Genomic DNA, 25687 nt, shown 5'->3' on the forward strand with positions numbered 1-25687 from the left:
GTGCACAACCGATGACATCTCAAGGATCGCTTCGTAGCGACGCGCCAACACGTCCGGCCGCCCATCAACTAGTCGAGCAGCGATCTGGGACCAATGTGAGAAGACCCGGGGATTCGAGTGAGGTTGCGCGGTGACGGTCCTCGATGAGCCGCTGGCGTCGGTCCAATTGGAGCTACTTGATCTGATCTGGGAGCCCATCGGGTCCGCAGTCAATCGGGGTCACGACCCGGACTGGCCCGTGTGGGACTTCGTTCGGCGGTCACTCCTGAGTCGGTATCCGACTCTGGAGACCGCCGAGGAGGTGCTATCCAGCATTCCGGCGCTGGCATGGGGCGGGCCGTCCCGCAGTCGCCGCTATGGGCTCGTCTGGCATGAGGGCCACATCGCCATGAGCCCCGGCAAGGAGAACCGGGTCGGTCTCACCATCGCGGGTCTGGCGATGTTGGCGCGTAGTGGCCGGAATACCGGACCTTTGGCTGACGCATTGGCGGCAATCATCGGCACGGTGGCGGCTGCGGACGAGGCGCTGTCGCCGGATCCGTTCGAGGTGGTTCAGGCAGACGTTCCGCTCAGCGATTACACCGCCAGCGTGGCCACTCTCAGCCGGGAGCAGGGGTACGGATTTCCCGATCGGCTCATCGCAGACGGACTCGGCAATGGTCGCGAGTATGCGTTGATAGCAATCAACCAGATTGGCCGCCTCTTGCCTCTGCAAGTGCTACTCGGGCGCCAAAGCTTGCGCCCGTTTCGCTATGTACGTAACGCGGATGATTACCTAACTTGTATCGATACTGTCGAGGACAGCCAGCGAGAACCGGTTCACTACTCGTCACCGCTTACTCTTGTACAGACGCTGGACTATCTCGGTTACGTGTTGGCGGCGGATCCCCAATGGTTTGGCGGTCCACGTCTGACCGTCGCGCCGGACCTTCAATCCGCAGCGAGCCTCGGGATGCCGGTCACTACGCGAAGCGAGTACGAGTCCGCCTTGAGCGCTCTCTGGAATGTCCTTGCACAACTAAATGTCCCCGCAGTGCCGAAAGACATCCTCGCAGCGCGCTTCCATGGCAAACAGCCTGGGTCAATCGGTCGCTTGCAATCGTGGCTCGAGACGCGCGACGCCGATCCCGCTTCCCGTGAGCGTTGCATGGCCGCCCTGGCTACCGTGCGTCAGGTGGGGCGGCTCCGCACTGAGCCACAGCACGGATCGCCACAGGTGCGGCGCCAAGCGGTCGAAGCTCGGCGAAGGCTCGGCCTGCCTGACGTGGTGCATGACTATGAAGCGGCTTGGTCTCGAACGCTTGATGTCTTAGCCGGCGCCTTCAACGTTATCCGCGAGGAGGTGCAGGGAGTTGCCGGCCTTAGTGCCGTGGACTGACCGCAACAAAATGGCGTCGGCGTCTGCCGCTCGACCTTGACCGGCAGTGGAGTTCGTTCGCGGTCGCGTGCATGCGTTCGCTGTCGCTCGAGTATGGCTCCCCAAACAGATGCAGTTGGCGGACTGCTGTGAACAGGGCGGCCGGTACCGGAGGGGCAGAGGCGACCCGAATCGATTGAGCGGTCTCGGTCGCCGTGCGCGTATGCGTGCCGATGGTTGCTATCGACCGTTCGTTGCACGCGTCATTCGGCGGGCGTACCCGACAAGGTGTCATCCCGGTAGACTGTCGCGTACACGAACGAGTCACCCTCGGCGGGCGACAAATCTGTCATCGAGTTCGCTGATGCGCCCTGCGCAACATGCCTGTGGGCCATCTCGATGAGCGCCGCTCGCATGCTGGCGACGGCGATAGGCATGTACAGGCAAGTGCTTATTACCTGGTCGGTGACGGTCACAGGCTCAAACCCGGGGACATCCAATGTCACCTGGGCGGCGCCGGACCTACGGTTTGGCGTCAAGGTTGCTCGTCTACCTCCGGAGTCGAACTCGGCAGCCAGCGCCCCGAGGTCAGCGCACCGCATCAGGCGCAGGTGACCCTCAATCAGCTGCAGGCGGGCTTCACCGGGGAGTGGATAGCTAGACGGAGCCCACAGACGGTGACTGCTGGCTTCAATGAGGTCGGAGTAGAACGCAATCACCGGCAGGACTGCGGTACGTCCGAGCGGCAATGCCGCTCCGATCGCATCCAGCGGCGTGTCCGGCGTAAAGGCAACTAGCGTGTCGTCCTCACCGAATGCGTGGGTGGCAACTAGGGATTGCGACCCCACACACCGCGCGAGGAGCGACCTCACCACATCGAAGTCCGGCTCAGGCAGGGACCAGTCGAAGGCCTGCTTGACCGTTCCGTCCGGCTCGTCCGCCCGGCTGTTCGTCAGGTAGCTCTCAACCTGCTCACCGCGTTCCCGCTGGCGGGCCAAACGCCCAGACGTGCTCATCCGTGGCGGCATAGTCGTGTTCTTGCACTCCAGGACCACCACTCCGGAAGTCGAAATCCCGACCACATCGCCTACCCCGATGAGAGTCGTGAGGTCGGCGACGATCGGAATTTGCCCGCTCGATATCAGCGAACGGGCGCACGCAAAGACGAAGTCGAAATCCGCTCCCTGTCCGGCAATCGACGGTGGTTTGCCCCGGTGCTGCGACAGGGCTCGGATCGTGTGGCTGTCGAGCAACGTGTGAACCAGTCCATCCGCCATCACCCGAAGAAGGTGGCGGTGTCTCTTGCGGTCTGACGGGTCGATGTCGTCCGCGTTGGCTTCCACCTCGATCAGGGAGTCAGCGAGCCGGCGCTGCCACTCAAGCACGTCTCCCTGGGCAGGTAGAAGGGCGAGCTCAAGCATGAGCGCCCGCCTCACCTCTGCCAGATGATCTGGTCCACGACGGTCGGTCATGTGGCGTCGGGCTGAGTGTCGCCTCGAAGGAGGGCGCGGCCGGCGGCGAGCTGCGCGTGGATCATGGGTGCTGTTATCGGGATCGAAGCTTCGCCGCGGCGTCTGACGATGCTGATGAAGGTCCCTTCCACGCGACCATCAATGATCGCGCCATGAACGAGGAAGGGCTTCAGCTCCTCGGGTTGCGGTGGTACGTCGATCAACATCACCATCCCGCCGTTCACCGTCACGTGCTCAACGGTGAGCCCGTACACCGGTGGGAAAACCCGCTCGTCTAAAGCCTGGTGGTACCGACGCACCATACGGGCGTCTAGGGGCAGGGGTGTCACACCTCGAATCTCCTCACCTCCCGCAACTCGTTTGGCCGACATGCCGACCACCACCACGCCACCGTCCTCCGCGTTGGCGAAGCGCGAGACTGACTGGGCCAGCGATATCCGTCCGGCGGGCCCACTGAGGTCGTAGTGCTGCGTCTTCACATCGAGCCAGTGCCCCTCTGGCTGTCCGACCAGAGCTGAGAGATGGCCTCCTCGAACGAGCCCTGCCACCGACTCGCGCGTCAGTTCACCTGAGGCGGCCGCCTCTAGCAGCAGCACCATCTCCGTCCCCACATCAAATAGGTCCAGCAGGGAACGGCCTCGCGTCGGACAGCGGAAGGACGCGTGCCACAGCCAAGGTGGTGACGCGTAATTCTCGTCGACCGACCAGTCCAGGACAGTCAGCGCAGATCGGGCCACCACAGGCTGCACCAGAGTGGCGTGGTGGGTGGGAACGCCGTCGTCCTCGTAGTCGTCCGACGCGTAAACGATGTCGAGCGCGAGGTGTCCTCCGTGCAGCGAGAACGACACTGGGGCCACCGGCGCGCCGTCTTCGGCCATGTAGCCCTCATCCGTCGCCGAGACCAAGACCGCGCCGTTGAACCCGCCTGCCTCCTCCAGTTGGCGAAGCACCCGCTGCAGATCGGCGGCGCGACAGCTCGCCAGGTCGTTCGGATGGACGACCACACCGTCGTCGGACAGCCGCCGTACGCGGCCGGCGAACCACCAGACCACCCCTTCAGGGTCGGCGCGGATCGTGTTGCGGTAGGCGGCCGCGGGCTTGAGTGCCACCTGCTCATTGTCGAGCGGCGGCGAGCATCCGCGAGGTCAGACTGCCGTCCTCCATCTGCTTGGACCGTCGCCCGAGGCGGCGTGACTGCGCCGGTCTCGACTCAGAGTGCACTGCGACGACGAAGAGAGCCTGGTTAGGTGCCGAGGGCTAGTGCCACGAGGCCGCCGTCAGGCACACCCGGATCTGGCACCCTTGCGACGCAGGATTCACCGCGCGAGGTTTCGCGCCTGGTTGCAGTTGTGGTTGCAGTTAGGGGCGTTCGCTCCCGTTCCCAATGGATCGCCGTCGTGCAAACGAGCACGTCAGGTCGCTTACGGAACGGTAGCGAACCGTCCCGAACGCGATCATGACGGCCTGGCAGTGCGGTGGCAGGGGCCGGCCGGAGTCGGGCTGCAGCACGACTGCGTGTCCCTATTGGAGCAACGTCGCCTGGGCGAGTCAGTCCTGTTCTTCGATGTCGACGCCGTGGCGGACGGCCAGGTCAGCGAGGTCGTCGGGGTAACCCTGACCGACGGCGCGCCAGCGCCAGGTGCCGTTGCGCTGGTACAGGGTTCCGAGGATGAGGCTGCGCTCGTCGGTGGCGGCGTCGAGCGTGGCGCGGGCGACCGGCGCGCCGTCCTGGTCGCGCAGGATCAACTCGATCGGCCCGACGTCGCCGAACGTCGCCATGTCGTCTATTGCAGCGGCGAGAAGCACTCGGCGCTGGGTCGGGGGAAGGCGGTCCGGTCGCAGCGTGCACATCGCCTCGCCGGCGATCCCGCCGGTGACGGCGACGGCTCCGGTGGGGTGCACGCGGGCGTTGTAGAAGACGAAGTCCTCGTCGACGGTGACCTGCTCGTCGGCGTCGACCACGAAGGCCACAACGTCGATGTCGTAGCTGTCCGCTGCGGTGCGACCCGGGAGCGCCCAGCGCACCTCAACCAGCCATTCCGCCGGTGCCGGGAGGTCCATGACTTCCCCGCGCACGAGGATGTGCGGGGTTGCCGGGATTGTCTGCGTCGGTGCCGCCGCGGGGAGGTGGCTGACCGACGGAACCGTGTCGATCTCTGCCGGATTGTCCGGCCAGAGGCAGGGGGTCAGGGTGTCGGCGTCCAGGGGACGAAGGCCGAGTGCCCGCGCCCGTTCGGTCCGTGGGTCGGGCACCGGGGTAGGAACGAGCACGACATCGGTGACCGAGCCGGTCAGGTTGACCGCGACGCTGGCGCCCGCCTCGAGGACCCGCTCCCGGATGGTGGCCGCCGTTTCGTGGGCGCCGCCGAGGACGACGACGCGACGGCCGCTGAGCGGCCCGCTCGGCACGGGACTCCGTGGCGCCGGAACGGCGGTGCGGCCGGCGGTGACGGTCTCGGCGACCTTCGGCTTTCCGGGCGAGACCGCGGTCAGCAGAGCGACCAGCTCCGGCTCGGTGATGACCGGTGTGCCGTGCTGGCGGGCCCGGGCGGCCTTGCCCGTCTGCTCCTCGACGCGGTTGCAGACCAGGAGGTGGGTGCGGCCGCTGACGGTGTTCATGACGTCGAGCCCGGCATCGGTGCAGCGGCGGGTCAGGATCTCCCGCGGGATGCTGGTCGACCCGGTGATGACGACCTTCATGCCCTGCACCAGCGGCGTTCCCGGCGTCCATGGGCCGGGGGTTCGCCACGGGCAGGGCGTGCGCGGCGCCTTGGCCGGAAAGGGTGCCGGCGCGGTGTCGGTGCAGGCGGACAGCGGCAGGTCCATGTCCAGCCGCGCGGCAGTGACGAGCGAGTGCCGCAGGATCTCGACCAGAACTCGGACGTCGTCCTCGGCGTCGTGGGCGCGCACGGCGCGCACGCCCCAGTAGTCGGCGACCGAGCCGAGCTTGAAGTCGGCGACGGGCAGGTCCAGCCGGCGGGTCAGCGCCAGGGTGCACAGCCGTTCCTCGACCGGTAAGCGCCGTCCGGCGCGCTTCGATTCGGCGGTGAGGAAGCGGTGGTCGAAGTCGGCGTTGTGGGCCACCGCGATGCGCCCGTGGACCCGGCGGGCGATGTCGTCGGCGACATCGGCGTACTGCGGCGCGCCGCGGAGCTTCGCGCGGGTCAGGCCGTGGATGTGCGTGGGGCCGGGATCGCAGCCCGGATCGAGCAGCGTGGACCAATTCGACTCGATCGACCCGTCGGCGGCCATCTGCGTGACCGCGACCTGCAGGACCCGGTCACTGCCAGCGCGCAGACCCGAGGTCTCCACGTCCACCACCGCGTAGCCGTATGGATAGCGGTGTGCGACCTCGGCGGGCAGAACCGCCGAGGAGAGGACCCCCGTCATGTCCGCAAGGTAGTTCCGGTCAGTGACCGTTCCGTGTTCTTGGCCAGGCGTGTCGTGACGCCTGAGCCTTGAGTGCATTAATCGGTTCTGCGGTGGCCACGGACGGGGTGGGCAGCGGCCAACCTCCGCCACATGAGAGTGCCTCGGTCTGACCTCGCCTGCGCCGAGAGCCGGGGCGGGTTTGGCTCTCGCCCTTCCCCACTCAGCCTCGGCCGATCGCACCGACCGGCCCGATGAGGGGGCAACGTGACCCACCCCTGGTCACGGCGAACCCGGCGACGATCTGATCAGCGGTCGTGACCTGCTCTTATCCCGACGTCTCCGTGACCTATTCATGACCTATCCATCGGAAAACAGGGGTCCTGAGAGGGTACAAACGGGCCTTCCGGGGGCTCCTCCGGAGCTTCTCCAGGAGGGCTGACAGGCCATCGGACCTGGGCTTTTACGTGGAGCGGGTGACCGGGATCGAACCGGCATGGCCAGCTTGGAAGGCTGGGGCTCTACCATTGAGCTACACCCGCGAGGTGCCCGCACAGCGTAGCCGCTGCGGTCTCAGCCCTCGCCGAGGCGCGTGGCCGCCCGCTCCACCAGCGTCATCCCCACCCCCGCCGCGATCGTCCGCGCCGCGGCCGCCTCCCGTGCCGCCTCCACCTGTTCCCCGCGTGCGGCGAGCAGCTCCGCCAGTGCCAGCCGCCCCCGCGCCAGCGCCGGCAGGAAGCCGTGCCGCTCCGCCACGGCGACCGCCGCGCGCAGGTGACCCTCGGCCGCCGTCGTCCGGCCGGCCGCGGCCTCGGCGCGGCCCAGGTAGACGCCCACCGGGCCCAGCGCGCCGATGCCGCCCTGCACGGCCAGGTGGTCGGCGAAGGGCAGCAGCCGGTCGGCGATCGCCGCCGGCACGGCCGGGTCCAGGCCCACCCGCGGAGGAGCCGCCAGGTCGGCGGCGATCTGCGCCTGCCAGCAGGTGAGCGAGAGCCAGTCCCACTGCATCGGCAGGGTCCGAAAGCCGTCCTCCGCCGCCATGGCCGCCGCGGCGACCTCGGGCTGCCCGGCCTGGAGGGCCGCCACCGCGGAGATCAGCACCGAGCCACCCCCGCCGCCGGTCTCGGCCGGATCAGGCGCCGTCTCGGCCAGCCGCTCGGGCAGGCAGCCCTGGTCGACCCAGATGAAGGCCCGCATCACCAGGTCCTGCCAGGACTGGGCGTAGAGCTGCGTCCGCTGGTTCAGCGCGGCGGACCGGTCGACGAGCTCCATCGCGACGTCCAGCGAGCCGACGAGCATCGCCCGCGCCGCCTGCATCGCCACCAGCTGCGCCTCCACCAGGGGCATCTCGTGCTCCTGCACCAGCTCCCACGCCCGCTCCCGGTCGTCGGCGTCCCCGTCGACGTCGCCCAGAGCCAGCCGGGCCACGGCCCGGCGGGTCAGGGCGAGCACCTCGAGCCCCGGTGCGCCGGCGGCCGCGCCGAGCAGCTCGTCCGCGCAGGCGATCAGCTCCGGCTCCCGACCGGGCAACCAGGCCGCGGCCAGCTGCGCCTGCAGCGCCGTGGCTAGCAGATCGGACCGCCCCGACCGGCGGGCCGCCGCCACCGCCCGGGCGGCCTCGCGACTGCCGCGTTCCCGGTCGGGGCCGTAGTGACTGACCATGGCGAGCGCCGCCAGGGTCGGCACGCGGGCCGCGGCGTCGCCGTCCGCGGTGGAGGCGAGCAGGGACTCCAGCCGGCCGACCAGCTGCTCGGGATAGGTGCCGTACGCGACCGGGAACCACAGCCCGCCGATCCCCCCGAGCTGCCCGGCCGCGGTGGCGGCCGTGGCGGTGTCCCCGCGGACGAGGGCCGAGTCGATCGCCTCGACGAGCAACCGCTGCGCGGCGGCCCACGCCCCGGTCCGGCCCAGCGTCGTGCCCGCCCGCAGCAGCAGGTCCTGCCGGAGCTCCGGGGATCCGGTGCCCGCGTCGTCGTCGAGCACCTCGAGCGCGCGCTCCCACCACCGGGCCGCGCTCTCGTGCGCGTGGTCCCGCGAGGCCTGCGTGGCCGCGGCGGCGCACGCGGCCACGGTGGCGTCGGCATCCGTGACGGGCCGCCCGGAGACGAGGTGGTGCGCCCGCACGAACGGGTCGGCGGTACCGGGCAGCGCGTCCGCCAGCCGGGCGTGCAGCCGGGCCCGCCGCAGCTCCGGCGTCTCGGCCAGCAACGCCTCCCGGACCAGCGCGTGGGCGAAGCCCAGCCGGCCGGGACCCTCCCGGCGGACCAGCCCCACCGCCTGCGCCGCGTCCAGGGCGTCGAGCAGCTCCTCGTCGCCGCTCCCGGCCGCGCGCTGCAGGAGCGCCACGTCGAAGCGCTGCCCGGCGACCGCCGCCAGCCGCAGCGCCGCCCGTGCGCCGTCGGGCAGCCCGGCCAGCCGGCGGTCCAGAACCGCCCGCACGCCCGCCGGCAGCGTTCCGGTTCCGGACGCCGTCAGCGAGCGGGCCAGCTCGGTGGCGAAGAACGGGTTGCCGCCCGACCGGGCGTGCAGGTCGGCCAGGGTCGCCTCTTCCAGCGGGGAGTCGACGGCCGCGCGTACCAGCGCCCCGGTGCCCGTGGCGTCCAGCGGACCGAGCTCCAGCCCGAGGAAGCCGGGCGTGCGCACCAGCGTCGCCCGCACCCGGGCCAGCCCCTCGTCGAGCACGCCCGAGCGGCAGGTGGCCAGCACCGCGATCGGCCCGTGCCGCAGCTCCACCGCGAGGAAGGACAGCAACCGCAGGGACGCCGGATCGGCCCAGTGCACGTCGTCGAGGACGACGACCACCCGGCCCTCGGACGACGCCGCGACCAGCGACCGCAGCACCCGCTCGAACGCGGCGAAGGCCCCCGCCTCCCCGTCGCTGAGCGGATCGGGGCGCCCCGACAGCGACGAGACGACCTGTTGCCACGGCCACAGGGCGGGGGCGTCGTCGTCCTCGTGGCACCGGCCCCAAGCGACGTGCGCTCCGGCGCCGGCGGTCACCGCCTCGGTGACCAGCCGGGTCTTGCCGATGCCCGCCTCGCCCTCGACGAGCACGAACCGGGGCCCCGACCGCGGCAGGCCGGCCAGGACGTCCCGCAGCCGCGCCAGTTCCGCCGCCCGCCCGACCAGCCCCGGCTCGGAGACCAGCCCCGGCTCGGAGACCGGCCCCGGCTCGGAGATCGGCCCCGGCTCGGAGACCGGCCCGGGCTCGGGGACGTGCGCCGGGTGGGGGCCGGCCGGGTGCTCGCCGCGCAGCACGCGGGCCTGGGCGCTCCGCAGCGCCGGACCGGGCTCGACGCCCAGCTCGTCGTCGAGCAGCCGGTGCACCTGCGCGTAGCGCGCCAGGGCGTCGGCGGAGCGGCCGGCCGCGGCGAGGGCGTCGAGCAGCAGCACCCACCCGCCCTCGCGCAGCGGGTGCTGGGCCACGAGCGCCTCGCCCTCGGCGACGGCCTCCCCGGTGCGGCCCAGCGCGAGCAGCGCCGCCACCCGGTCCTCCCGGCAGGCGTCCCGCAGCGCCTCGAGCCGGCCGCGGACGGCGACGGCGAAGGGGCGGTCGCCGGCGTCCTCCAGCGCCACCGGCCCGCGCCACAGGCCCAGTGCCTCGTCCGCCAGCCGCAACGCCGACGACGCGTCCCCCGAGGCGAGCGCAGCGGCAGCCGCGGAGGCCCGGCCGGTGAAGCGGTCGGCGTCGACGTCGGCGGGGGAGACGTCCAGCCGGTAGCCGGTCGGCGTGCGCTCCAGGGTCCCCGCGCCCAGCAGCCGCCGCAGCCGGGAGACGTAGGTCTGCACCGAGCCGTCGGGGTCGGCCGGCGGCGACCCACCCCAGAGCTCGTCGACGACCCGGTCGCTGGACACCGCCCGGCCGGCCTCGCTGAGCAGCAGCCCCAGCAGCACGCGCTGCAGCGGACTGCCCAGCTCCAGCGGCGCTCCGCCGGGCGAGGAGCGGACCTCGACGGCGCCGAGCACCCCGTACTCCACGCCCACCTCCGGCGGTCCGACCTGCGCGTTCAGCGGACGTCCAGCGGACGACCGGCCGAGGCGGGGGAAGCGTCGCGCCGCGTCGAGTCACCGTCAAGCGGCCCGGCGCACGGTTCTCCCGTCGTCCCGCCCACCCGGTGCGGGAGCCCAGCCCGAGGAGGACGCCATGTCCCGCATCCTGTTCACCACCATGCCGATGGCCGGCCACCTGCGCCCCGGGCTGCCGATGGCCCGGCAGCTGGCCGACGCCGGCCACGAGGTCGCCTGGTACAGCGGCGCCAAGTACGCGGCGCTCAGCGAACGGGCCGGCGCGCGGGTCTTCCCGATGGGCGCCGACCTCGACTTCGACGACGCCGAGATGGACACCCGGGCCAACCGCAGCGGCCGCAAGCCCGGCCTGCAGACGCTCAAGTGGGCGATCCTCGAGGTCTTCATCGGGCCGATCCCCGGCTGGGTGGCCGAGCTCGACGCGGTGATCGACGAGTTCCGGCCCGACGTGGTCGTCGCCGAGCAGGGCTTCATGGCCGGCCCGATCGCGGCGGAGCGCCGCGGCATCCCCAGCGTCGTCTTCTCGGTCTCCCCGCTGGGCCTGTCCAGCGTCGACACCGCGCCCTTCGGCACCGGCCTGCTGCCCTCGTCCTCGCCGCTGGGCCGGCTGCGGAACCGCTCGCTGAACTGGATGCTGCGCAGCGTCGTGTTCGCCGAGTGCCAGCGCGCTGCCGAGCAGGTCCGGATCCGCCTCGGCCTCCCGCCGCTGCCCGGCTACTTCATGGACTGGGGCGCGCAGATCGCCGACCGCTACCTCTGCCCGAGCGTCCCGGAGTTCGAGTACCCGCGCCGCGACCTGCCGGCCACGGTGGAGTTCGTCGGCCCGATGCTGCCCGCCGGCATCGACGCCTTCGACCCGCCGGCCTGGTGGGACGACGTCCTCGCCGCCCGGGCCGCCGGTCGCCCGGTCGTGCTGGTCACCCAGGGCACCCTGGCCACCGACCCGCACAACCTCGTGCTGCCCGCCGTCGAGGGCCTGGCCGGGTCCGACGCCCTCGTCGTCGCCACCGCCATCGGGTACGACGCCGACGCGGTCCTGCCGGCCGACGACCGGCCGGCCAACCTGCGCCTCACCCCGTTCATCCCCTTCGACCGGCTGCTCCCGCTGGTCGACGTCATGGTCACCAACGGCGGGTACGGCGGCGTCCAGATGGCCCTGGCCCACGGCGTCCCGCTGGTCGTCGCCGGGCTGACCGAGGACAAGGCGGAGGTCTCCGCGCGGGTGACCTGGGCCGGCGCCGGGGTGGCGCTGCGCACCGACACCCCCTCCCCGGAGCAGGTCCGGGACGGCGTGACGGCGGTGCTGGACGGGCCGCGCTACCGGGAGCGGGCCCGCGAGCTGGAGGCCGCCTACGCCCGGCACGACGGCGCCGCCCGTGCCGCCGAGGTCGTCCTGGAGGTCGCGGCGTCCCGCCGGACGGTGGGGTGATCGGCGTCCCGGGTGCGCCGGCCGGACCACGGCCGGCGCGCTCGCGTCTGGCGGCCTCCCTGCAGGGTCCCGGCCGCGAGCCTGCGAGCGGTTGGGGGGCAGGGAGGTCCTGTCACTAGACTCGGTCCGCCACGGGGTGTGGCGCAGCTTGGTAGCGCACCCGCTTTGGGAGCGGGGGGCCGTGGGTTCAAATCCCGCCACCCCGACCGGTCCCACGACGTCTCTAGACTCGTGGGTCGACCCGGCGCCGTCCGACCGACCCCGGCGTCCACACCGTCTTTCGATCGAGGAGCACTGCCGCTGTGAAGAGCACCATCGAGGAACTGGGCCCCACACGGGTCCGGATGGCGATCGAGGTGCCGTGGGGGGACCTGGACCACGCCTTCGGTGAGGTCTACAAGGAGCTGGGCAAGCAGGTCCGCGTGCCTGGCTTCCGCCCCGGCAAGGTGCCCAACCGGGTGCTCGACCAGCGCATCGGCCGCCCCGTCGTGCTCGAGCAGGTCGTCCAGCACGCCATCCCGGAGGTCTACTCCGAGGTCGTGCGGGAGAACCAGGTCCGCGTCCTGGGTCAGCCCGACATCGAGGTCACCCGCCTCGACGACAACGACACCCTCGCCTTCACCGCCGAGGTCGACGTCGCCCCCAAGGTCGAGGTGCCGGCGCTGGACGGCCTGGCCGTGACCGTCGACGACGTCGAGGTCACCGACGAGGAGATCGACGCGCAGATCACGGTGATGCGCGAGCGCTTCGGCATGCTCACCGGCGTCGAGCGGCCCGCCGAGGACGGCGACTTCGTCTCCATCGACCTCGAGGCCACCCTGGACGGCCAGGTCCTCGAGGACGGCTCGACCACCGGCATGTCCTACGAGGTCGGCACCGGCAGCCTCATGGCGGGCCTCGACGACGCCGTCCGCGGGCTGTCCGCCGACGGCTCGGCCACCTTCACGACCGCGCTGCTGCAGGGCCCGGACGCCGGCCGCGAGGCCGAGGTCACCGTCACCGTGCGCTCGGTGAAGACCAAGGAGCTGCCCGAGCTCGACGACGAGTTCGCCCAGACCGCCAGCGAGTTCGACACCCTCGAGGAGCTCCGCGAGGACGTCCGCACCCGCCTGGCCCGCACCAAGGTGCTGCAGCAGGGTGCCCAGGCCCGCGACAAGCTGGTCGAGCACCTGCTCGAGGCCGTCGAGGTGCCGATCCCGGAGAACCTCGTCGAGCGCGAGATGCAGTTCCGCGAGCAGGCCATGAGCCGCGAGCTGCAGCAGGCCGGCATGGACTGGGACAGCTACCTCTCGATGGCCGGCATCGAGGACAAGGACGCGCACGACGCCGACCAGCGCAAGAACATCGAGGAGGCGGTCCGCACCCAGTTCATCCTGGACGCGATCGCCGACGAGCGTGAGGTCGCCGTCGACAACGAGGACCTCTCGGCGCAGATCATGGCGCAGGCCCAGCGCAGCCGGATGAGCCCGGAGCAGTACGCCCAGCAGCTGCAGCAGGGCGGCAACATCGCCGAGTTCGTCGCCGACGTCCGCCGCACCAAGACCCTCGCCCAGCTGCTCGAGCAGACCACGATCACCGACGCCTCCGGCAACGTCGTCGACCTCGAGGCCCTGCGCCCGAAGACCGTGCCGGGGCCGACCGCCGACGCCGCCGACGCACCGGCCGAGGACGCCGACGCCCCGGCCGTGGACGACGACGCCGACGCCCCGGCCGTGGCCGGGAGCGACGCCGAGGCCACGACCGACGCCACGACCGCCGCCGCCGAGGCGCCCGCCGCCGTGGTGACCGGGTCCGAGGCCGCGGTCGACGAGGACGTCGCCAAGGGCTGAGAGAGGACCCCTGCAGAGGGGGCCGTGCCGCGGACCGACGCCGTCCCACCCCGGAGCCCCGGGGCGGGACGGCGTCGCCCGTCTCAGCGCCTCCTCGCCGGGCGCCGCTGCGCCCACGGCGAACACCCCCCGCGCCGGGACTGCCTCCCCGCGACCGCGCGTTAGTGTCGACGCAGACCCAGGAGCCCACCGGGGACACCGCGCTCCACCCCGGGCCCGCACCACCAGCCCGTCCACCGAGACCGACTGCACCGATCAGTCCTACGGAGGTCACCGCACCCGTGAGCACCAACCCGAACCCGGCGAGCGCGCCTCTCATGCGTGCCGCAGCCGGGGGGATGAACCTCAACGACTCGGTCTACGAGCGCCTGCTGCGCGAGCGCATCATCTTCCTCGGCAGCCAGGTCGACGACGTGATCGCCAACCAGCTGGCCGCCCAGATGCTTCTCCTGTCCGCCGAGGACCCGAAGCAGGACATCCACCTCTACATCAACTCGCCCGGTGGCTCGGTCACGGCCGGCATGGCCATCTACGACACGATGCAGTTCATCGACTGCGACGTCGCGACCTACGGCATGGGCCTGGCCGCCTCGATGGGCCAGTTCCTGCTCACCGCCGGCACCAAGGGCAAGCGCTACGCCCTGCCGCACGCGCGGATCATGATGCACCAGCCCTCGGCCGGCGTCGGCGGCACCGCGTCGGACATCGCCATCCAGGCCGACCTCTTCCGCCGGACGAAGCGCGAGCTCAACGAGCTGCAGTCCTTCCACACCGGCCAGAGCGTCGAGCAGATCGAGAAGGACTCCGACCGCGACCGCTGGTTCACTGCGGCCGAGGCCCTGGAGTACGGCTTCGTCGACCACGTGGTGAGCAAGGCCGCCATGACCGACAGCACCAACCCGGTCACCGACAACTGACGGCACGGAGGAAACGACGATGAGCTTCCAGATGCCCTCCAGCCGGTACATCCTGCCCTCCTTCGTGGAGCGCACGAGCTACGGCATGAAGGAGTCCAACCCGTACAACAAGCTCTTCGAGGAGCGGATCATCTTCCTCGGGGTGCAGATCGACGACGCCTCGGCCAACGACGTGATGGCCCAGCTGATCACGCTGGAGTCCGCCGACCCCGACCGCGACATCACGATCTACATCAACTCGCCCGGTGGCTCGTTCACCTCGCTGATGGCCATCTACGACACGATGATGTTCGTCCGTCCCGACATCCAGACCGTCTGCATGGGCCAGGCGGCCTCCGCTGCCGCCGTCCTGCTCGCGGCCGGGACGCCGGGCAAGCGGCTGGCGCTGCCGTACTCCCGGGTGCTGATCCACCAGCCGTCGGGTGAGTCCGGCGGCCAGGTGTCGGACCTGGAGATCCACGCCGCGGAGATCCAGCGGGTGCGGGCGCAGATGGAGGAGATCCTGGCGCGGCACACCGGCCAGACCCTCGAGCAGGTCCGCACCGACATCGAGCGGGACAAGATCCTGACGGCCGAGGAGTGCAAGGCCTACGGGATCGTGGACCAGGTCATCCAGAGCCGGAAGCTGAACGCGCTGCCGACTCCCTGATGGCGATCGGTACGGGCCGGGGACGCGCGTGTCGCGGCCTCGACCCGTACCGTTCGGTGGACGCGGGACGCATGGGGTTCGGCAGCGACCAGGCCGGGCGAGTCACCGCCCTCCGACATCGGTGTCGACAGGTACCGTCGTCGAGCGCCCGATCCCCGGCCGACAGCGCTGGGAGGAGAGTCTCGCGGAGTGCGGGGCCGTGCACGGGACATCGGCTCAATTTCACACGCAGGTACCTGGTCCCAGGGCCTGATTCCCCGAGGTGGAGGTCAGCAGGTGGCACGAATCGGTGAGAGCGGTGACTTGCTCAAGTGCTCGTTCTGCGGGAAGAGCCAGAAGCAGGTCAAGAAGCTCATCGCTGGCCCCGGGGTCTACATCTGCGACGAGTGCATCGACCTCTGCAACGAGATCATCGAGGAAGAGCTCTCCGAGTCGTCGGACCTCAAGTTCGACGAGCTGCCGAAGCCGAAGGAGATCCACGACTTCCTCGAGCAGTACGTCATCGGCCAGGACAAGGCCAAGCGGACGCTCTCGGTCGCGGTCTACAACCACTACAAGCGCGTGCAGGCCGGCGGCGCCGGCGGGCGGGACGACTCCGTCGAGCTGGCCAAGTCCAACATCCTGCTGATGGGGCCCACCGGGTGCGGCAAGACCCACCTGGCCCAGACGCTGGCGCGGATGCTCAACGTGCCCTTCGCCATCGCCGACGCGACCGCCCTCACCGAGGCCGGCTACGTCGGTGAGGACGTCGAGAACATCCTGCTCAAGCTGATCCAGGCCGCCGACTACGACGTCAAGCGGGCCGAGACCGGCATCATCTACATCGACGAGGTCGACAAGATCGCCCGCAAGAGCGAGAACCCGTCGATCACCCGCGACGTCTCCGGTGAGGGCGTGCAGCAGGCGCTGCTGAAGATCCTCGAGGGGACGACGGCGTCGGTTCCCCCGCAGGGCGGCCGCAAGCACCCGCACCAGGAGTTCATCCAGATCGACACGACGAACGTGCTGTTCATCGTGGGCGGTGCCTTCGCCGGGCTGGAGAAGGTCATCGAGGCCCGTACCGGCAAGCAGGGCATCGGCTTCGGCGCCGAGATCCGCGGCAAGGCCGAGATCGCCGAGGCCAACGCCTTCGCCGAGGTCATGCCCGAGGACCTGCTGAAGTTCGGCATGATCCCCGAGTTCATCGGCCGGCTCCCGGTGATCACCAGCGTGCAGAAGCTCGACCGCGAGGCGCTGATCAGCATCCTCACCGAGCCGAAGAACGCCCTGGTGCGCCAGTACCGGCGGCTGTTCGAGCTCGACGGGGTGGAGCTGGAGTTCACCGACGACGCGCTCGAGGCGATCGCCGACCAGGCCATCCTGCGTGGCACCGGCGCCCGCGGGCTCCGGGCGATCATGGAGGAGGTGCTCCAGTCGGTGATGTACGACATCCCCAGCCGCGAGGACGTCGCCTCCGTGGTGGTCACCAAGGAGGTCGTGCTGGAGCACGTCAACCCGACGATCGTGCCCCGCAAGCCGACCCGCGCCCCCCGCGAGAAGTCGGCCTGACCACCCGCTGACCAGCGGCCCGCCCCCCCAGGAGGCGGGCCGCTCGTCGTTCGTCCGCCGGTGATGTGCACTCACGGCGCGCGTGGGAGCCGATGTGCGCCGTTGGCGCACATCACGTCCCTGGGAGCAGCGCGCGCCGGGCGCGGCAGACCTGCAGGATCTCGCGCCGGCAGGCGTCCGGTTCGCGGGTCAGCCGGCGGTAGCTGAACCGCAGGACCACCCATCCCAGGGCGGCCAGTGCGACGTCCCGGCGGGTGTCCCGCTCGCGCGCCGCGGCGCTGCCGTGGAACGCCGCCCCGTCGAGCTCCACCGCCACCCTCAGCTCCGGGACGGCAGCGTCCAGGTACACCGTGCCGGACGGCAGGACCACCCGGTGCTGGTGGCTGAATCGCGGCAGGCCCGGGCCGCGGAGGACCTCCTGCACGCCCCAGATCTCCAGCTCGCTCTGGCACCCCTGCTCGACCAGGCGGACCAGCCGGCGCAGCTGTCGGCGTCCGGGCAGGGCCGGGCGGCGGGTCTCCTCGGCGCTCACCTGGGCGACGGTCACCCGCCGATCCCGGAGCGTGTCGATGACAGCCCCCCGGGCACGCTCCACGGCACGTGCGGCGCCACCTCGTCCGTGGGCGACACCCCAGCTGTCGACGAGCGAGCGGGGGAGCAGGGTCACCGCGAACGGACCGAGACGGTCGGCGACCAGGTCGCGCACCCGGTGCACCACGAGGCCGCGGCCCTCGAGGGCACGACGGCCGGCCGGGACGGAGACGTGCACCGGCCCCTCGTGGTCGAGGACCCGCCACACCGCCAGCGCCGTGGTGTGGCTCAGGGTGCCGTCGGTGGCCAGGGCCGCGGCGAGCGCCCGGGTGCGCCAGTCGTCCCAGCACTCGGGGAGGGCCACCACGCCCCGGTGCGGACGCAGGAGCCGACCGGCGGAGACCGCACGACCGATCGTGTGCCGGTCCACGGAGCCGGCGAGGTCGGCGATCCGGGCGACGCCGTCGGGCCCGAGGAGGGGTGCGAGATCACGGGTCACGCACCACGGTGGACCGCGGCGCCTCCGCGGGAGACCCCGCCACGACGCCTGTGGATGCGCCGACGACCTGTGGATCGTCGGGTGATGTGCGGTCGGGGCGCGACCTGCGTCGGAGAACGCACCACGACCGCACACCACCGCCGCGTGGCGGGAGAGCGGTCAGGCCTGCGCAGGTGCCTCGGCGAGGACGACGTCGACGGTCAGCGGGCCCTCGCCGGGGACGACCGTGAGGAGGGCGATCCGGCCGGCCTCCGCGAGGTCCCGGCGGGCGGCCTCCACCAGTGGCACCTGCCCGGCCGGCGCGGTCACGGTCGCCGACTCGACGTCGGCCCGCATCGACTGCTTGGCGTCGGACTTGGCCTTGCGCACCCCGGCCAGCGCCGCCGCCGCGACGGTGACCACCGCCGGGTCCCCACCGGCGGGCAGGTCCGTGGCGGCCGGCCACGGGGCGCGGTGCACCGAGCCCTCCTGCCACCAGGACCAGACCTCCTCGGTGACGAACGGCAGCACCGGGGCGAACAGTCGCAGCTGCACCGAGAGCGCGACCGCCAGCGCCGCCTGGGCCGACCGGGCGGCGTCGTCCGAGCCGTACGCACGGGACTTCACCAGCTCCACGTAGTCGTCGCAGAACGACCAGAAGAACGCCTCGGCGACCTCCAGCGCCCGGGTGTAGTTGAACGCCTCCATCGCCGCCGTCGCCTCGTCGACCACGCCGGCCAGCGCGGTCAGCAGGCCGAGGTCGATCGGCTCGCTGACCTGGTCGGCCCCGAGCCCGGCCGAGGCGCCGAGCCCCAGCACGAACTTGCCGACGTTGAGCAGCTTGATGGCCAGCCGCCGGCCGACCTTCATCTGCGCCTCGTCGAACGGCGAGTCCGCCCCCGGCCGCGCCCCGGCCGCCCGCCAGCGCACCGCGTCGGTGCCGAAGCGCTCGAGCACGTCGATCGGCGTGACGACGTTGCCCTTGGACTTGGACATCTTCTTGCGGTCGGGGTCGACGACGAAGCCCGAGATGGTCGCATGCGTCCACGGCACCGCACCGAACTCGAAGTGCGACCGGACCACCGTCGAGAACAGCCAGGTGCGGATGATGTCGTGCGCCTGTGGCCGCTGGTCCATCGGGAACACGTGCGCGAACAGCTCCGGGTCGGTGTCCCACCCCGAGGCCACCTGCGGCGAGAGGGACGAGGTCGCCCAGGTGTCCATGACGTCGGGGTCGGCCATGAACCCGCCGGGCACGCCGCGCTGGTCCTCGGTGTACCCGGCGGGCACGTCGGACGACGGGTCGACCGGCAGCGCCGACTCGGGGGCGAGCAGCGGCGCCGACCAGTCCGGCTCGCCCTCGCCGTCGAGGGCGTACCAGACCGGGAACGGCACCCCGAAGAAGCGCTGACGGCTGATCAGCCAGTCACCGTTGAGGCCCTCGACCCAGTTCTCGTACCGGTATCGCATGTGCTCGGGCACCCACTGGATCTCCTGGCCGCGGGCGACCAGGGCGTCGCGCAGGTCGGCGTCCCGGCCGCCGTTGCGGATGTACCACTGGCGCGTGGTGACGATCTCGAGCGGGCGCTCGCCCTTCTCGTAGAACTTCACCGGGTGGGTGATGGCCTTCGGCTCGCCCTCGAGGTCCCCGGACTCCCGGAGCAGCTCGACCATCCGCTGCTGGGCGCTGAACACCGTCTTGCCGGCGAGCTCGGCGTACTGCTCGGCCGGGACGCCGGGCGGGGCGTCGGGCAGCAGCCGGCCGTCCCAGCCGACGATCGCCCGGGTCGGCAGCTGCAGCTCCCGCCACCACGTGACGTCGTTGAGGTCGCCGAAGGTGCAGATCATCGCGATGCCCGAGCCCTTGTCCGGCTCGGCGAGGCGGTGGGCGACCACGGGCACCTCGACGCCGAACACCGGCGTCCGCACCGTCGTCCCGAACAGCGGCTGGTAGCGCTCGTCATCGGGGTGGGCGACCAGCGCGACGCACGCCGGCAGCAGCTCCGGGCGGGTGGTCTCGATGGAGACCGGGCCGGCCGGGCCGGCGAAGGAGATCCGGTGGTAGGCGCCGGGGCGCTCGCGGTCCTCGAGCTCGGCCTGGGCGACGGCGGTGCGGAAGGTGACGTCCCAGAGGGTCGGCGCCTCCTGGGCGTAGGCCTCCCCGCGGGCCAGGTTGTGCAGGAACATCCGCTGCGCGGCGGCCCGGGAGCTGTCGGAGATGGTCCGGTAGACGTTGGACCAGTCCACCGACAGCCCGACCCGGCGCCACAGCTGCTCGAAGGCCAGCTCGTCCTCGGCGGTGAGCCGCTCGCACAGCTCGACGAAGTTGCGCCGGGAGACCGGCTGCTGGTCCTTGCCCGGCTTGGCCGGGGGCTCGAAGCCCTCCTCGTAGGACAGCGAGGGGTCGCAGCGGACGCCGTAGTAGTTCTGCACCCGGCGCTCGGTGGGCAGGCCGTTGTCGTCCCAGCCCATCGGGTAGAAGACGTGCTTGCCGCGCATCCGCTGGTAGCGGGCGACGATGTCGGTGTGGGTGTAGCTGAACACGTGCCCCACGTGCAGGGAGCCGCTGGCCGTCGGCGGCGGGGTGTCGATCGACCAGGTCTGCTCCCGCGGGGCGGCGAGGGCCGCCGTCCGGTCGAAGGCGTACGTGTCGTCGGCCGCCCAGCGGGCGACCCACTTGGCCTCGAGGCCGTCCAGCGTGGGCTTCTCCGGTACGCCCACCGACGCTCCCGGGGCGGTGGTGTCCGGGGTCGCGGTGTGGGGAGCCATGTCCCTCATCCTAGGAACCCGGCGGCTGGCATCCTGAGCAGGATGAGCAGCACCGGTCCCCACGGGCGGACACCCGAGCACCCCGAGCTGGCCCGTGTCGAGAACGCCCTGCTCGCGCGGTGGCCCGAGAACCGGCTGGAGCCCTCGCTCAGCCGCATCTCCGCCCTCGTGGACCTGCTCGGTTCCCCGCACCGCGCCATGCCGGTGGTCCAGGTCGCCGGCACCAACGGCAAGACGACGACCGCCCGGATGATCGACGAGCTGCTGCGTGGCTTCGGCCTGCGGGTCGGGCGGTTCACCAGCCCGCACCTGCAGACGATGCGCGAGCGGATCGTCCTCGACGGCGAGCCGGTGAGCGCGGAGCGGTTCGTCGAGACCTACGACGACATCGCGCCCTACGTCCAGATGGTCGACGCGGCCGGCGAGCACCCGATGTCGTTCTTCGAGGTCATGGTCGGGATGGCCTACGCCACCTTCGCCGACGCCCCGGTGGACGTCGCCGTCATCGAGGTCGGCATGGGCGGCACCTGGGACGCCACCAACGTGGCCGAGGCCCGGGTCGCCGTCGTCACCCCCGTCGCGATGGACCACGCCGAGTACCTGGGCCACGACGTCCCGACGATCGCGGGGGAGAAGGCCGGGATCATCAAGGCCGACTCGATCGCGGTGCTGGCCACCCAGCAGCCCGGCGCGATGGACGTCCTCGTGCGCCGCGCCGTCGAGGTGGACGCCGTGGTGGCCCGGGAGGGGACGGAGTTCGGCGTCCTGGAGCGGAAGGTGGCCGTCGGCGGGCAGCAGGTCCGGCTGCAGGGCCTCGGCGGTGAGTACGACGAGGTCTTCCTGCCGCTGTTCGGCGCCCACCAGGCGCAGAACGCCGCCACCGCGCTGGCCGCCGTCGAGGCGTTCCTCGGCGCGGGTGCGGCGACCGGGCCGATCGAGCAGGAGACCGTCCGCGCCGCGTTCGCCGCCGTCCGCTCGCCGGGCCGGCTCGAGCGCGTGCGCACCTCGCCGACCGTCCTCGTCGACGCCGCGCACAACCCGGCGGGCATGGCGGCCACGGTCGAGGCGATCCGGGAGTCCTTCGACTTCACCCGGCTGATCGGGGTGGTCGGCGTCGTCAGCGGCAAGGACGTCGGCGGCATCCTCGAGGCGCTCGAGGAGATCTGCGCCGAGCTGGTGGTCACCCAGAACACCTCCGACCGCGCGCTGCCCGCCGACGAGCTGGGCGCCCTCGCGGTCGACGTCTTCGGCGCCGACCGGGTGAGCGTGCACCCGCTGCTGACCGAGGCGCTGGAGTCGGCGATGGAGCTGGCCGAGGCCGGGCCGGACGACGCGCTGGGCGGTTCGGGCGTGCTGGTCACCGGCAGCGTCATCACCGCCGGGGAGGCCCGCGCCCTCATGGGTGGCCGGACCGCATGACCGCCCCGGACCCGGTCCGCGCCGCCCGGGCGCTGCGCGGGGCGGCCGCCGGGGTGCTGGCGCTCGAGGGCATCGCCGTGCTGTTCGTCCCGCGGGGCATCGCGCAGAGCGGGGACGGCCTGTCCGGCGGTCGGCTGACCGCGCTGCTCGTGCTGGCCGTCGTCCTCGTCCTCGCCGCGGGGGTGCAGCGCCGTCCCGGCGGGGTGCTGGCCGGCACCGTGCTGCAGGTGCCGCTGCTGCTCACCGGGCTGTTCAACAGCGTCATGTGGTTCGTCGCGGGTGCCTTCGTGCTGATCTGGCTGTACCTGCTGCAGATCCGCAAGGAGCTGCTCGGGACGCCGTTCCGCGACCCCCGGCCCACCCCACCGGACGGGCCGGGAGCCGCGGGGGAGGGCACCCCGTAGGCTCCGGCCCCGTGACTGATCGCACCCTGGTCCTCGTCAAGCCCGACGGTGTCGCCCGCGGCCTGGTCGGCGAGGTGATCTCTCGGCTGGAGGCCAAGGGCCTGCGCCTGGTCGCCGCCGAGCTGCGCACCCTGACCCGCGAGGTCGCCGAGACCCACTACGGCGAGCACCGCGAGCGGCCGTTCTTCGGCTCGCTGGTCGAGTTCATCACCGGCGGTCCGCTGCTGGCGCTGGTCGTGGAGGGTCCGCGCGCGGTCGAGGCGTTCCGCGCGATGGCCGGCGCCACCGACCCGGTGAAGGCCGCTCCGGGCACCATCCGCGGCGACTTCGCCCTCGAGGTGCAGAACAACATCGTGCACGGCTCGGACTCCGACGAGTCCGCCGCCCGCGAGATCGGCCTGTTCTTCCCCGACCTGTCCTGAGAGAGGGCCACCTCGCCCGCCACTCGCGGGCTCGCGGGCTCGCGGCGGGACCCTGCGAGGCGGCCGACCACGCGGGCCGTTCGGCCGCCGGGGGAGGCGGCTACCCTGGACCGGTCATGACTGGTGAGACTCTCTACCCCCGCCTCGAACCACTTCTCGCGCAGGTGCAGAAGCCGATCCAGTACGTCGGCGGTGAGCTGAACGCGCAGGTCAAGGCGTGGGAGGACGTCGCCGTCCACTGGGCGCTGATGTACCCCGACGCCTACGAGGTCGGGCTGCCCAACCAGGGCCTGATGATCCTGTACGAGGTGCTCAACGAGCGCCCCGACGCCCTGGCCGAGCGCACCTACGCCGTGTGGCCGGACCTCGCCGCGCTCATGCGGGAGGCCGGCGTCGGGCAGTTCACCGTGGACTCGCACCGGGCGGTCCGGGACTTCGACCTGCTCGGCGTCAGCTTCGCCACCGAGCTGGGCTACACCAACCTGCTCGAGGCGCTCGACCTCGCCGGTGTGCCGCTGCACGCCGCCGACCGCGACGAGTCGCACCCGGTGGTGGTCGCCGGCGGGCACGCCGCGTTCAACCCCGAGCCGATCGCCGACTTCGTCGACTGCGCCGTCCTCGGGGACGGCGAGCAGGTCGTCGGGGACGTCACCGACGTCGTCAAGGCGTGGAAGCAGCAGGGCCGGCCCGGTGGGCGCGTCGAGCTGCTGGCCCGCCTCGCGCGGGTGGACGGCGTCTACGTGCCGCGGTTCTACGCGGTCTCCTACCGCCCGGACGGCGCCATCGCGGCGGTCACCCGCAGCCGCGACGACGTCCCGGCCCGGGTCGGGAAGCGCACCGTCATGGACCTCGACGAGTGGCCCTACCCCAAGCAGCCACTGGTGCCGCTGGCCGAGAGCGTGCACGAGCGGATGAGCGTGGAGATCTTCCGCGGCTGCACCCGCGGCTGCCGCTTCTGCCAGGCCGGGATGATCACCCGGCCGGTGCGCGAGCGGACGATCACCGGCATCGGCTCCATGGTCGACGCGGGGCTCAAGGCGACCGGCTACGAGGAGGTCGGGCTGCTCTCGCTGTCGTCGGCCGACCACTCCGAGATCGGCCAGCTGGCCACCGAGCTCGCCGACCGCTACGAGGGCACCAACACCGGCCTGAGCCTGCCCAGCACCCGGGTCGACGCCTTCAACGTCACCCTCGCCAACGAGCTGTCCCGCAACGGGCGGCGCAGTGGCCTGACCTTCGCCCCCGAGGGCGGCAGCGAGCGGATCCGCCGGGTCATCAACAAGACCGTCTCCAAGGACGACCTGGTCCGCACCGTCACCACCGCCTACGCCAACGGCTGGCGCCAGGTGAAGCTCTACTTCATGTGCGGTCTGCCCACCGAGACCGACGAGGACGTGCTGGAGATCGCCGAGCTGGCCGTCGACGTCATCCGCGCCGGCCGGGAGGCCAGCGGGTCCAAGGACGTCCGGTGCACCGTCTCGATCGGCGGGTTCGTGCCCAAGCCGCACACCCCGTTCCAGTGGGCGGCCCAGGCCAGCGCGGAGACCATCGACCACCGCCTGCGGGTGCTCCGCCAGGCGATCAACGCCGACCGCCGCATCGGCCGGTCCATCGGGCTGCGCTACCACGACGGCAAGCCCGGCGTGGTCGAGGGTCTGCTCTCCCGCGGTGACCGCCGCGTCGGCCGGGTCATCGAGCGGGTCTGGCGCGAGGGCGGCCGGTTCGACGGCTGGAGCGAGCACTTCTCCTACGAGCGCTGGACGGCGGCCGCGGCGCAGGAGCTCCCGCCCCTCGGCGTCGACCTCGACTGGTTCACCACCCGCGAGCGCACCCAGGACGAGGTCCTGCCCTGGGACCACCTGGACTCCGGCCTCGACAAGGAGTGGCTCTGGGACGACTGGCAGGAGGCCCTCTCCGAGGAGGAGGTCGCCGACTGCCGATGGACCCCCTGCTACGACTGCGGCGTCTGCCCGACCAACGGCACCGAGATCCAGATCGGGCCGACCGGGCGCAGCCTGCTGCCCCTGACCGTCGTCTGATGGCCCGCCAGCCCGAGGGCCCGCCCCCGCCGCCCACGGTGCAGAAGCTGCGGCTGCGCTACACCAAGCGCGGCCCGCTCCGCTTCGCCTCGCACCGGGACCTGGCCCGGGCACTGGAGCGGGCGCTGCGGCGGGCCCAGGTGCCGATGGCCTTCTCGGCGGGGTTCAGCCCGCACCCGAAGATCTCCTACGTCGGGGCGGCGCCCACCGGCGCGGCCAGCGAGGCCGAGTACGTCGAGATCGGCCTGGCGCAGGCGCGCGACCCCGACGCCGTGCGGGCGGCCCTGGACGCCGCGCTGCCGCCCGGCATCGACGTCGTCGAGTGCGTCGAGGCGGCCGAGGGCGGGGGCTCGCTGGCCGACCGGATCGACGCGGCGACCTGGCGGGTGGAGCTGCCGGGCGTGGAGCCGGCCGACCTCGGCGCCGCCGTCGAGGCCCTCCTGGCCCGCGCCGAGGTCACCGTGGCCAAGCGCACGAAGAACGGCCCGCGGGACATCGACGCGCGCGCCGCCGTGGCCAGCGCGTCGGCGGGTGGGACAGCAGGTTGTGCCATACTGACCGTGGTCGTCCGGCAGGTGACGCCCTCCGTTCGACCCGACGACGTGTTGGCTGCTCTGACTGCCGTCGCCGACCTGCGCCCGCCGTTGCCCCCACGGGCCGTGCGTGAGGCGCAGGGCCGGCTCGACGACAGCGGAACCGTGGCCGACCCGCTCGGACCGGATCGTGCGGCGCGTGCCCGCTGCCAGGGGGAGCGCGCGACGGTCTGACCGGTGGGGCCGGGGCCTCGCGACGTCGAGCGGCACGACTGCCAGACGTGACGCACCCGAGCACCACCGCAGACCTGCTCCACCGCACCACCGCACACCGGCTCCCGGCCGCGGCAACGCAGCATCCGGTAGCCGGACCACAGACTTCGCGAGTCGGACTCCAGCCGTCGGTCCACCGGCGCGACCGCCCGACCCGCCCAACCCGTGCTCCTGCGCGGCCGCCAGTCGAACCGATCGGCGCCCGGGAGCACCACACAGGAGG

Annotated in this window: 17 protein-coding genes and 2 tRNA genes; 12 read left to right on the forward strand and 7 right to left on the reverse strand. The window is 71.9% G+C overall.

The window, feature by feature from the left end; all coding sequences use genetic code 11:
• The first annotated feature begins 130 nt into the window (after positions 1 to 130).
• Complete coding sequence (locus GCU56_RS20480) at positions 131 to 1378, forward strand: hypothetical protein (RefSeq protein WP_163483764.1); 1248 nt, start codon at positions 131 to 133, stop codon at positions 1376 to 1378.
• A gap of 242 nt (positions 1379 to 1620) precedes the next feature.
• On the opposite strand, the gene GCU56_RS20485 is transcribed toward GCU56_RS20480, so the two are convergent.
• The 5 genes from GCU56_RS20485 to GCU56_RS20505 form a co-directional block, all read right to left on the reverse strand.
• Positions 1621 to 2778 carry a hypothetical protein gene (locus tag GCU56_RS20485; protein WP_163483766.1) on the reverse strand — a complete coding sequence of 386 codons (1158 nt, stop codon included), beginning with the start codon at positions 2776 to 2778 and terminating at the stop codon, positions 1621 to 1623.
• A gap of 47 nt (positions 2779 to 2825) precedes the next feature.
• Entirely contained in the window at positions 2826 to 3938 is a 1113-nt protein-coding gene (locus tag GCU56_RS20490; protein WP_163483768.1) for an ATP-binding protein, read from the reverse strand.
• A 439-nt stretch (positions 3939 to 4377) separates the two neighbouring features.
• Entirely contained in the window at positions 4378 to 6219 is a 1842-nt protein-coding gene (locus GCU56_RS20495; protein WP_163483770.1) for a TerD family protein, read from the reverse strand.
• 447 nt (positions 6220 to 6666) lie between these two features.
• Positions 6667 to 6740 (reverse strand) — tRNA-Gly (locus tag GCU56_RS20500).
• Positions 6741 to 6771: 31 nt separating this feature from the next.
• The gene (locus GCU56_RS20505) at positions 6772 to 10176 is read right to left on the reverse strand and encodes a BTAD domain-containing putative transcriptional regulator (protein ID WP_163483772.1); all 3405 of its coding nucleotides are present in this window, start codon (positions 10174 to 10176) and stop codon (positions 6772 to 6774) included.
• A 166-nt stretch (positions 10177 to 10342) separates the two neighbouring features.
• Between GCU56_RS20505 and GCU56_RS20510 the strand changes: the two genes are divergently transcribed.
• The 6 genes from GCU56_RS20510 to clpX all read left to right on the forward strand — a co-directional run bounded on the left by GCU56_RS20510 (position 10343) and on the right by clpX (position 16596).
• Positions 10343 to 11653: a glycosyltransferase gene (locus GCU56_RS20510; RefSeq protein ID WP_163483774.1), complete on the forward strand. Its 1311-nt coding sequence runs from the start codon at positions 10343 to 10345 to the stop codon at positions 11651 to 11653.
• Between the two features lie 132 nt (positions 11654 to 11785).
• Positions 11786 to 11859: transfer RNA gene (locus GCU56_RS20515), tRNA-Pro, on the forward strand.
• Between the two features lie 96 nt (positions 11860 to 11955).
• Positions 11956 to 13482, forward strand: coding sequence for a trigger factor (gene tig, locus GCU56_RS20520; RefSeq protein WP_163483776.1), 1527 nt, complete (start codon positions 11956 to 11958; stop codon positions 13480 to 13482).
• Between the two features lie 281 nt (positions 13483 to 13763).
• Complete coding sequence (locus tag GCU56_RS20525; protein WP_440588756.1) at positions 13764 to 14399, forward strand: ATP-dependent Clp protease proteolytic subunit; 636 nt, start codon at positions 13764 to 13766, stop codon at positions 14397 to 14399.
• 19 nt (positions 14400 to 14418) lie between these two features.
• Positions 14419 to 15048, forward strand: a complete 630-nt coding sequence (locus tag GCU56_RS20530; RefSeq protein ID WP_163483778.1) for an ATP-dependent Clp protease proteolytic subunit — start codon at positions 14419 to 14421, stop codon at positions 15046 to 15048.
• A gap of 276 nt (positions 15049 to 15324) precedes the next feature.
• The gene (clpX, locus tag GCU56_RS20535) at positions 15325 to 16596 is read left to right on the forward strand and encodes an ATP-dependent Clp protease ATP-binding subunit ClpX (RefSeq protein ID WP_163483780.1); all 1272 of its coding nucleotides are present in this window, start codon (positions 15325 to 15327) and stop codon (positions 16594 to 16596) included.
• A gap of 112 nt (positions 16597 to 16708) precedes the next feature.
• On the opposite strand, the gene GCU56_RS25385 is transcribed toward clpX, so the two are convergent.
• Together GCU56_RS25385 and valS are read right to left on the reverse strand one after the other, a co-directional pair.
• On the reverse strand, positions 16709 to 17626 hold the full coding sequence (locus tag GCU56_RS25385; protein ID WP_163483782.1) for a DUF559 domain-containing protein: 918 nt from the start codon (positions 17624 to 17626) through the stop codon (positions 16709 to 16711).
• 159 nt (positions 17627 to 17785) lie between these two features.
• The gene (gene valS / locus GCU56_RS20545) at positions 17786 to 20374 is read right to left on the reverse strand and encodes a valine--tRNA ligase (protein WP_163483784.1); all 2589 of its coding nucleotides are present in this window, start codon (positions 20372 to 20374) and stop codon (positions 17786 to 17788) included.
• A gap of 42 nt (positions 20375 to 20416) precedes the next feature.
• Here valS and GCU56_RS20550 point away from each other — a divergent pair, with 42 nt between their 5' ends.
• The 5 genes from GCU56_RS20550 (at position 20417) to GCU56_RS20570 (ending at position 25425) form a co-directional block, all read left to right on the forward strand.
• Complete coding sequence (locus tag GCU56_RS20550) at positions 20417 to 21793, forward strand: bifunctional folylpolyglutamate synthase/dihydrofolate synthase (RefSeq protein ID WP_163483786.1); 1377 nt, start codon at positions 20417 to 20419, stop codon at positions 21791 to 21793.
• On the forward strand, positions 21790 to 22197 hold the full coding sequence (locus tag GCU56_RS20555; protein ID WP_163483787.1) for a DUF4233 domain-containing protein: 408 nt from the start codon (positions 21790 to 21792) through the stop codon (positions 22195 to 22197). The genes GCU56_RS20550 and GCU56_RS20555 overlap by 4 nt, the downstream gene beginning before the upstream one ends.
• Before the next feature lie 11 nt (positions 22198 to 22208).
• Positions 22209 to 22619 carry a nucleoside-diphosphate kinase gene (gene ndk, locus GCU56_RS20560; protein WP_163483788.1) on the forward strand — a complete coding sequence of 137 codons (411 nt, stop codon included), beginning with the start codon at positions 22209 to 22211 and terminating at the stop codon, positions 22617 to 22619.
• Positions 22620 to 22735: 116 nt separating this feature from the next.
• On the forward strand, positions 22736 to 24658 hold the full coding sequence (locus GCU56_RS20565; RefSeq protein WP_163483789.1) for a TIGR03960 family B12-binding radical SAM protein: 1923 nt from the start codon (positions 22736 to 22738) through the stop codon (positions 24656 to 24658).
• On the forward strand, positions 24658 to 25425 hold the full coding sequence (locus GCU56_RS20570) for a TIGR03936 family radical SAM-associated protein (RefSeq protein WP_163483790.1): 768 nt from the start codon (positions 24658 to 24660) through the stop codon (positions 25423 to 25425). The genes GCU56_RS20565 and GCU56_RS20570 overlap by 1 nt, the downstream gene beginning before the upstream one ends.
• Positions 25426 to 25687 lie beyond the last annotated feature (262 nt).

This window comes from Geodermatophilus sabuli, assembly GCF_010686765.1.
GTDB classification, from domain to species: Bacteria; Actinomycetota; Actinomycetes; order Mycobacteriales; family Geodermatophilaceae; genus Geodermatophilus; species Geodermatophilus sabuli_A.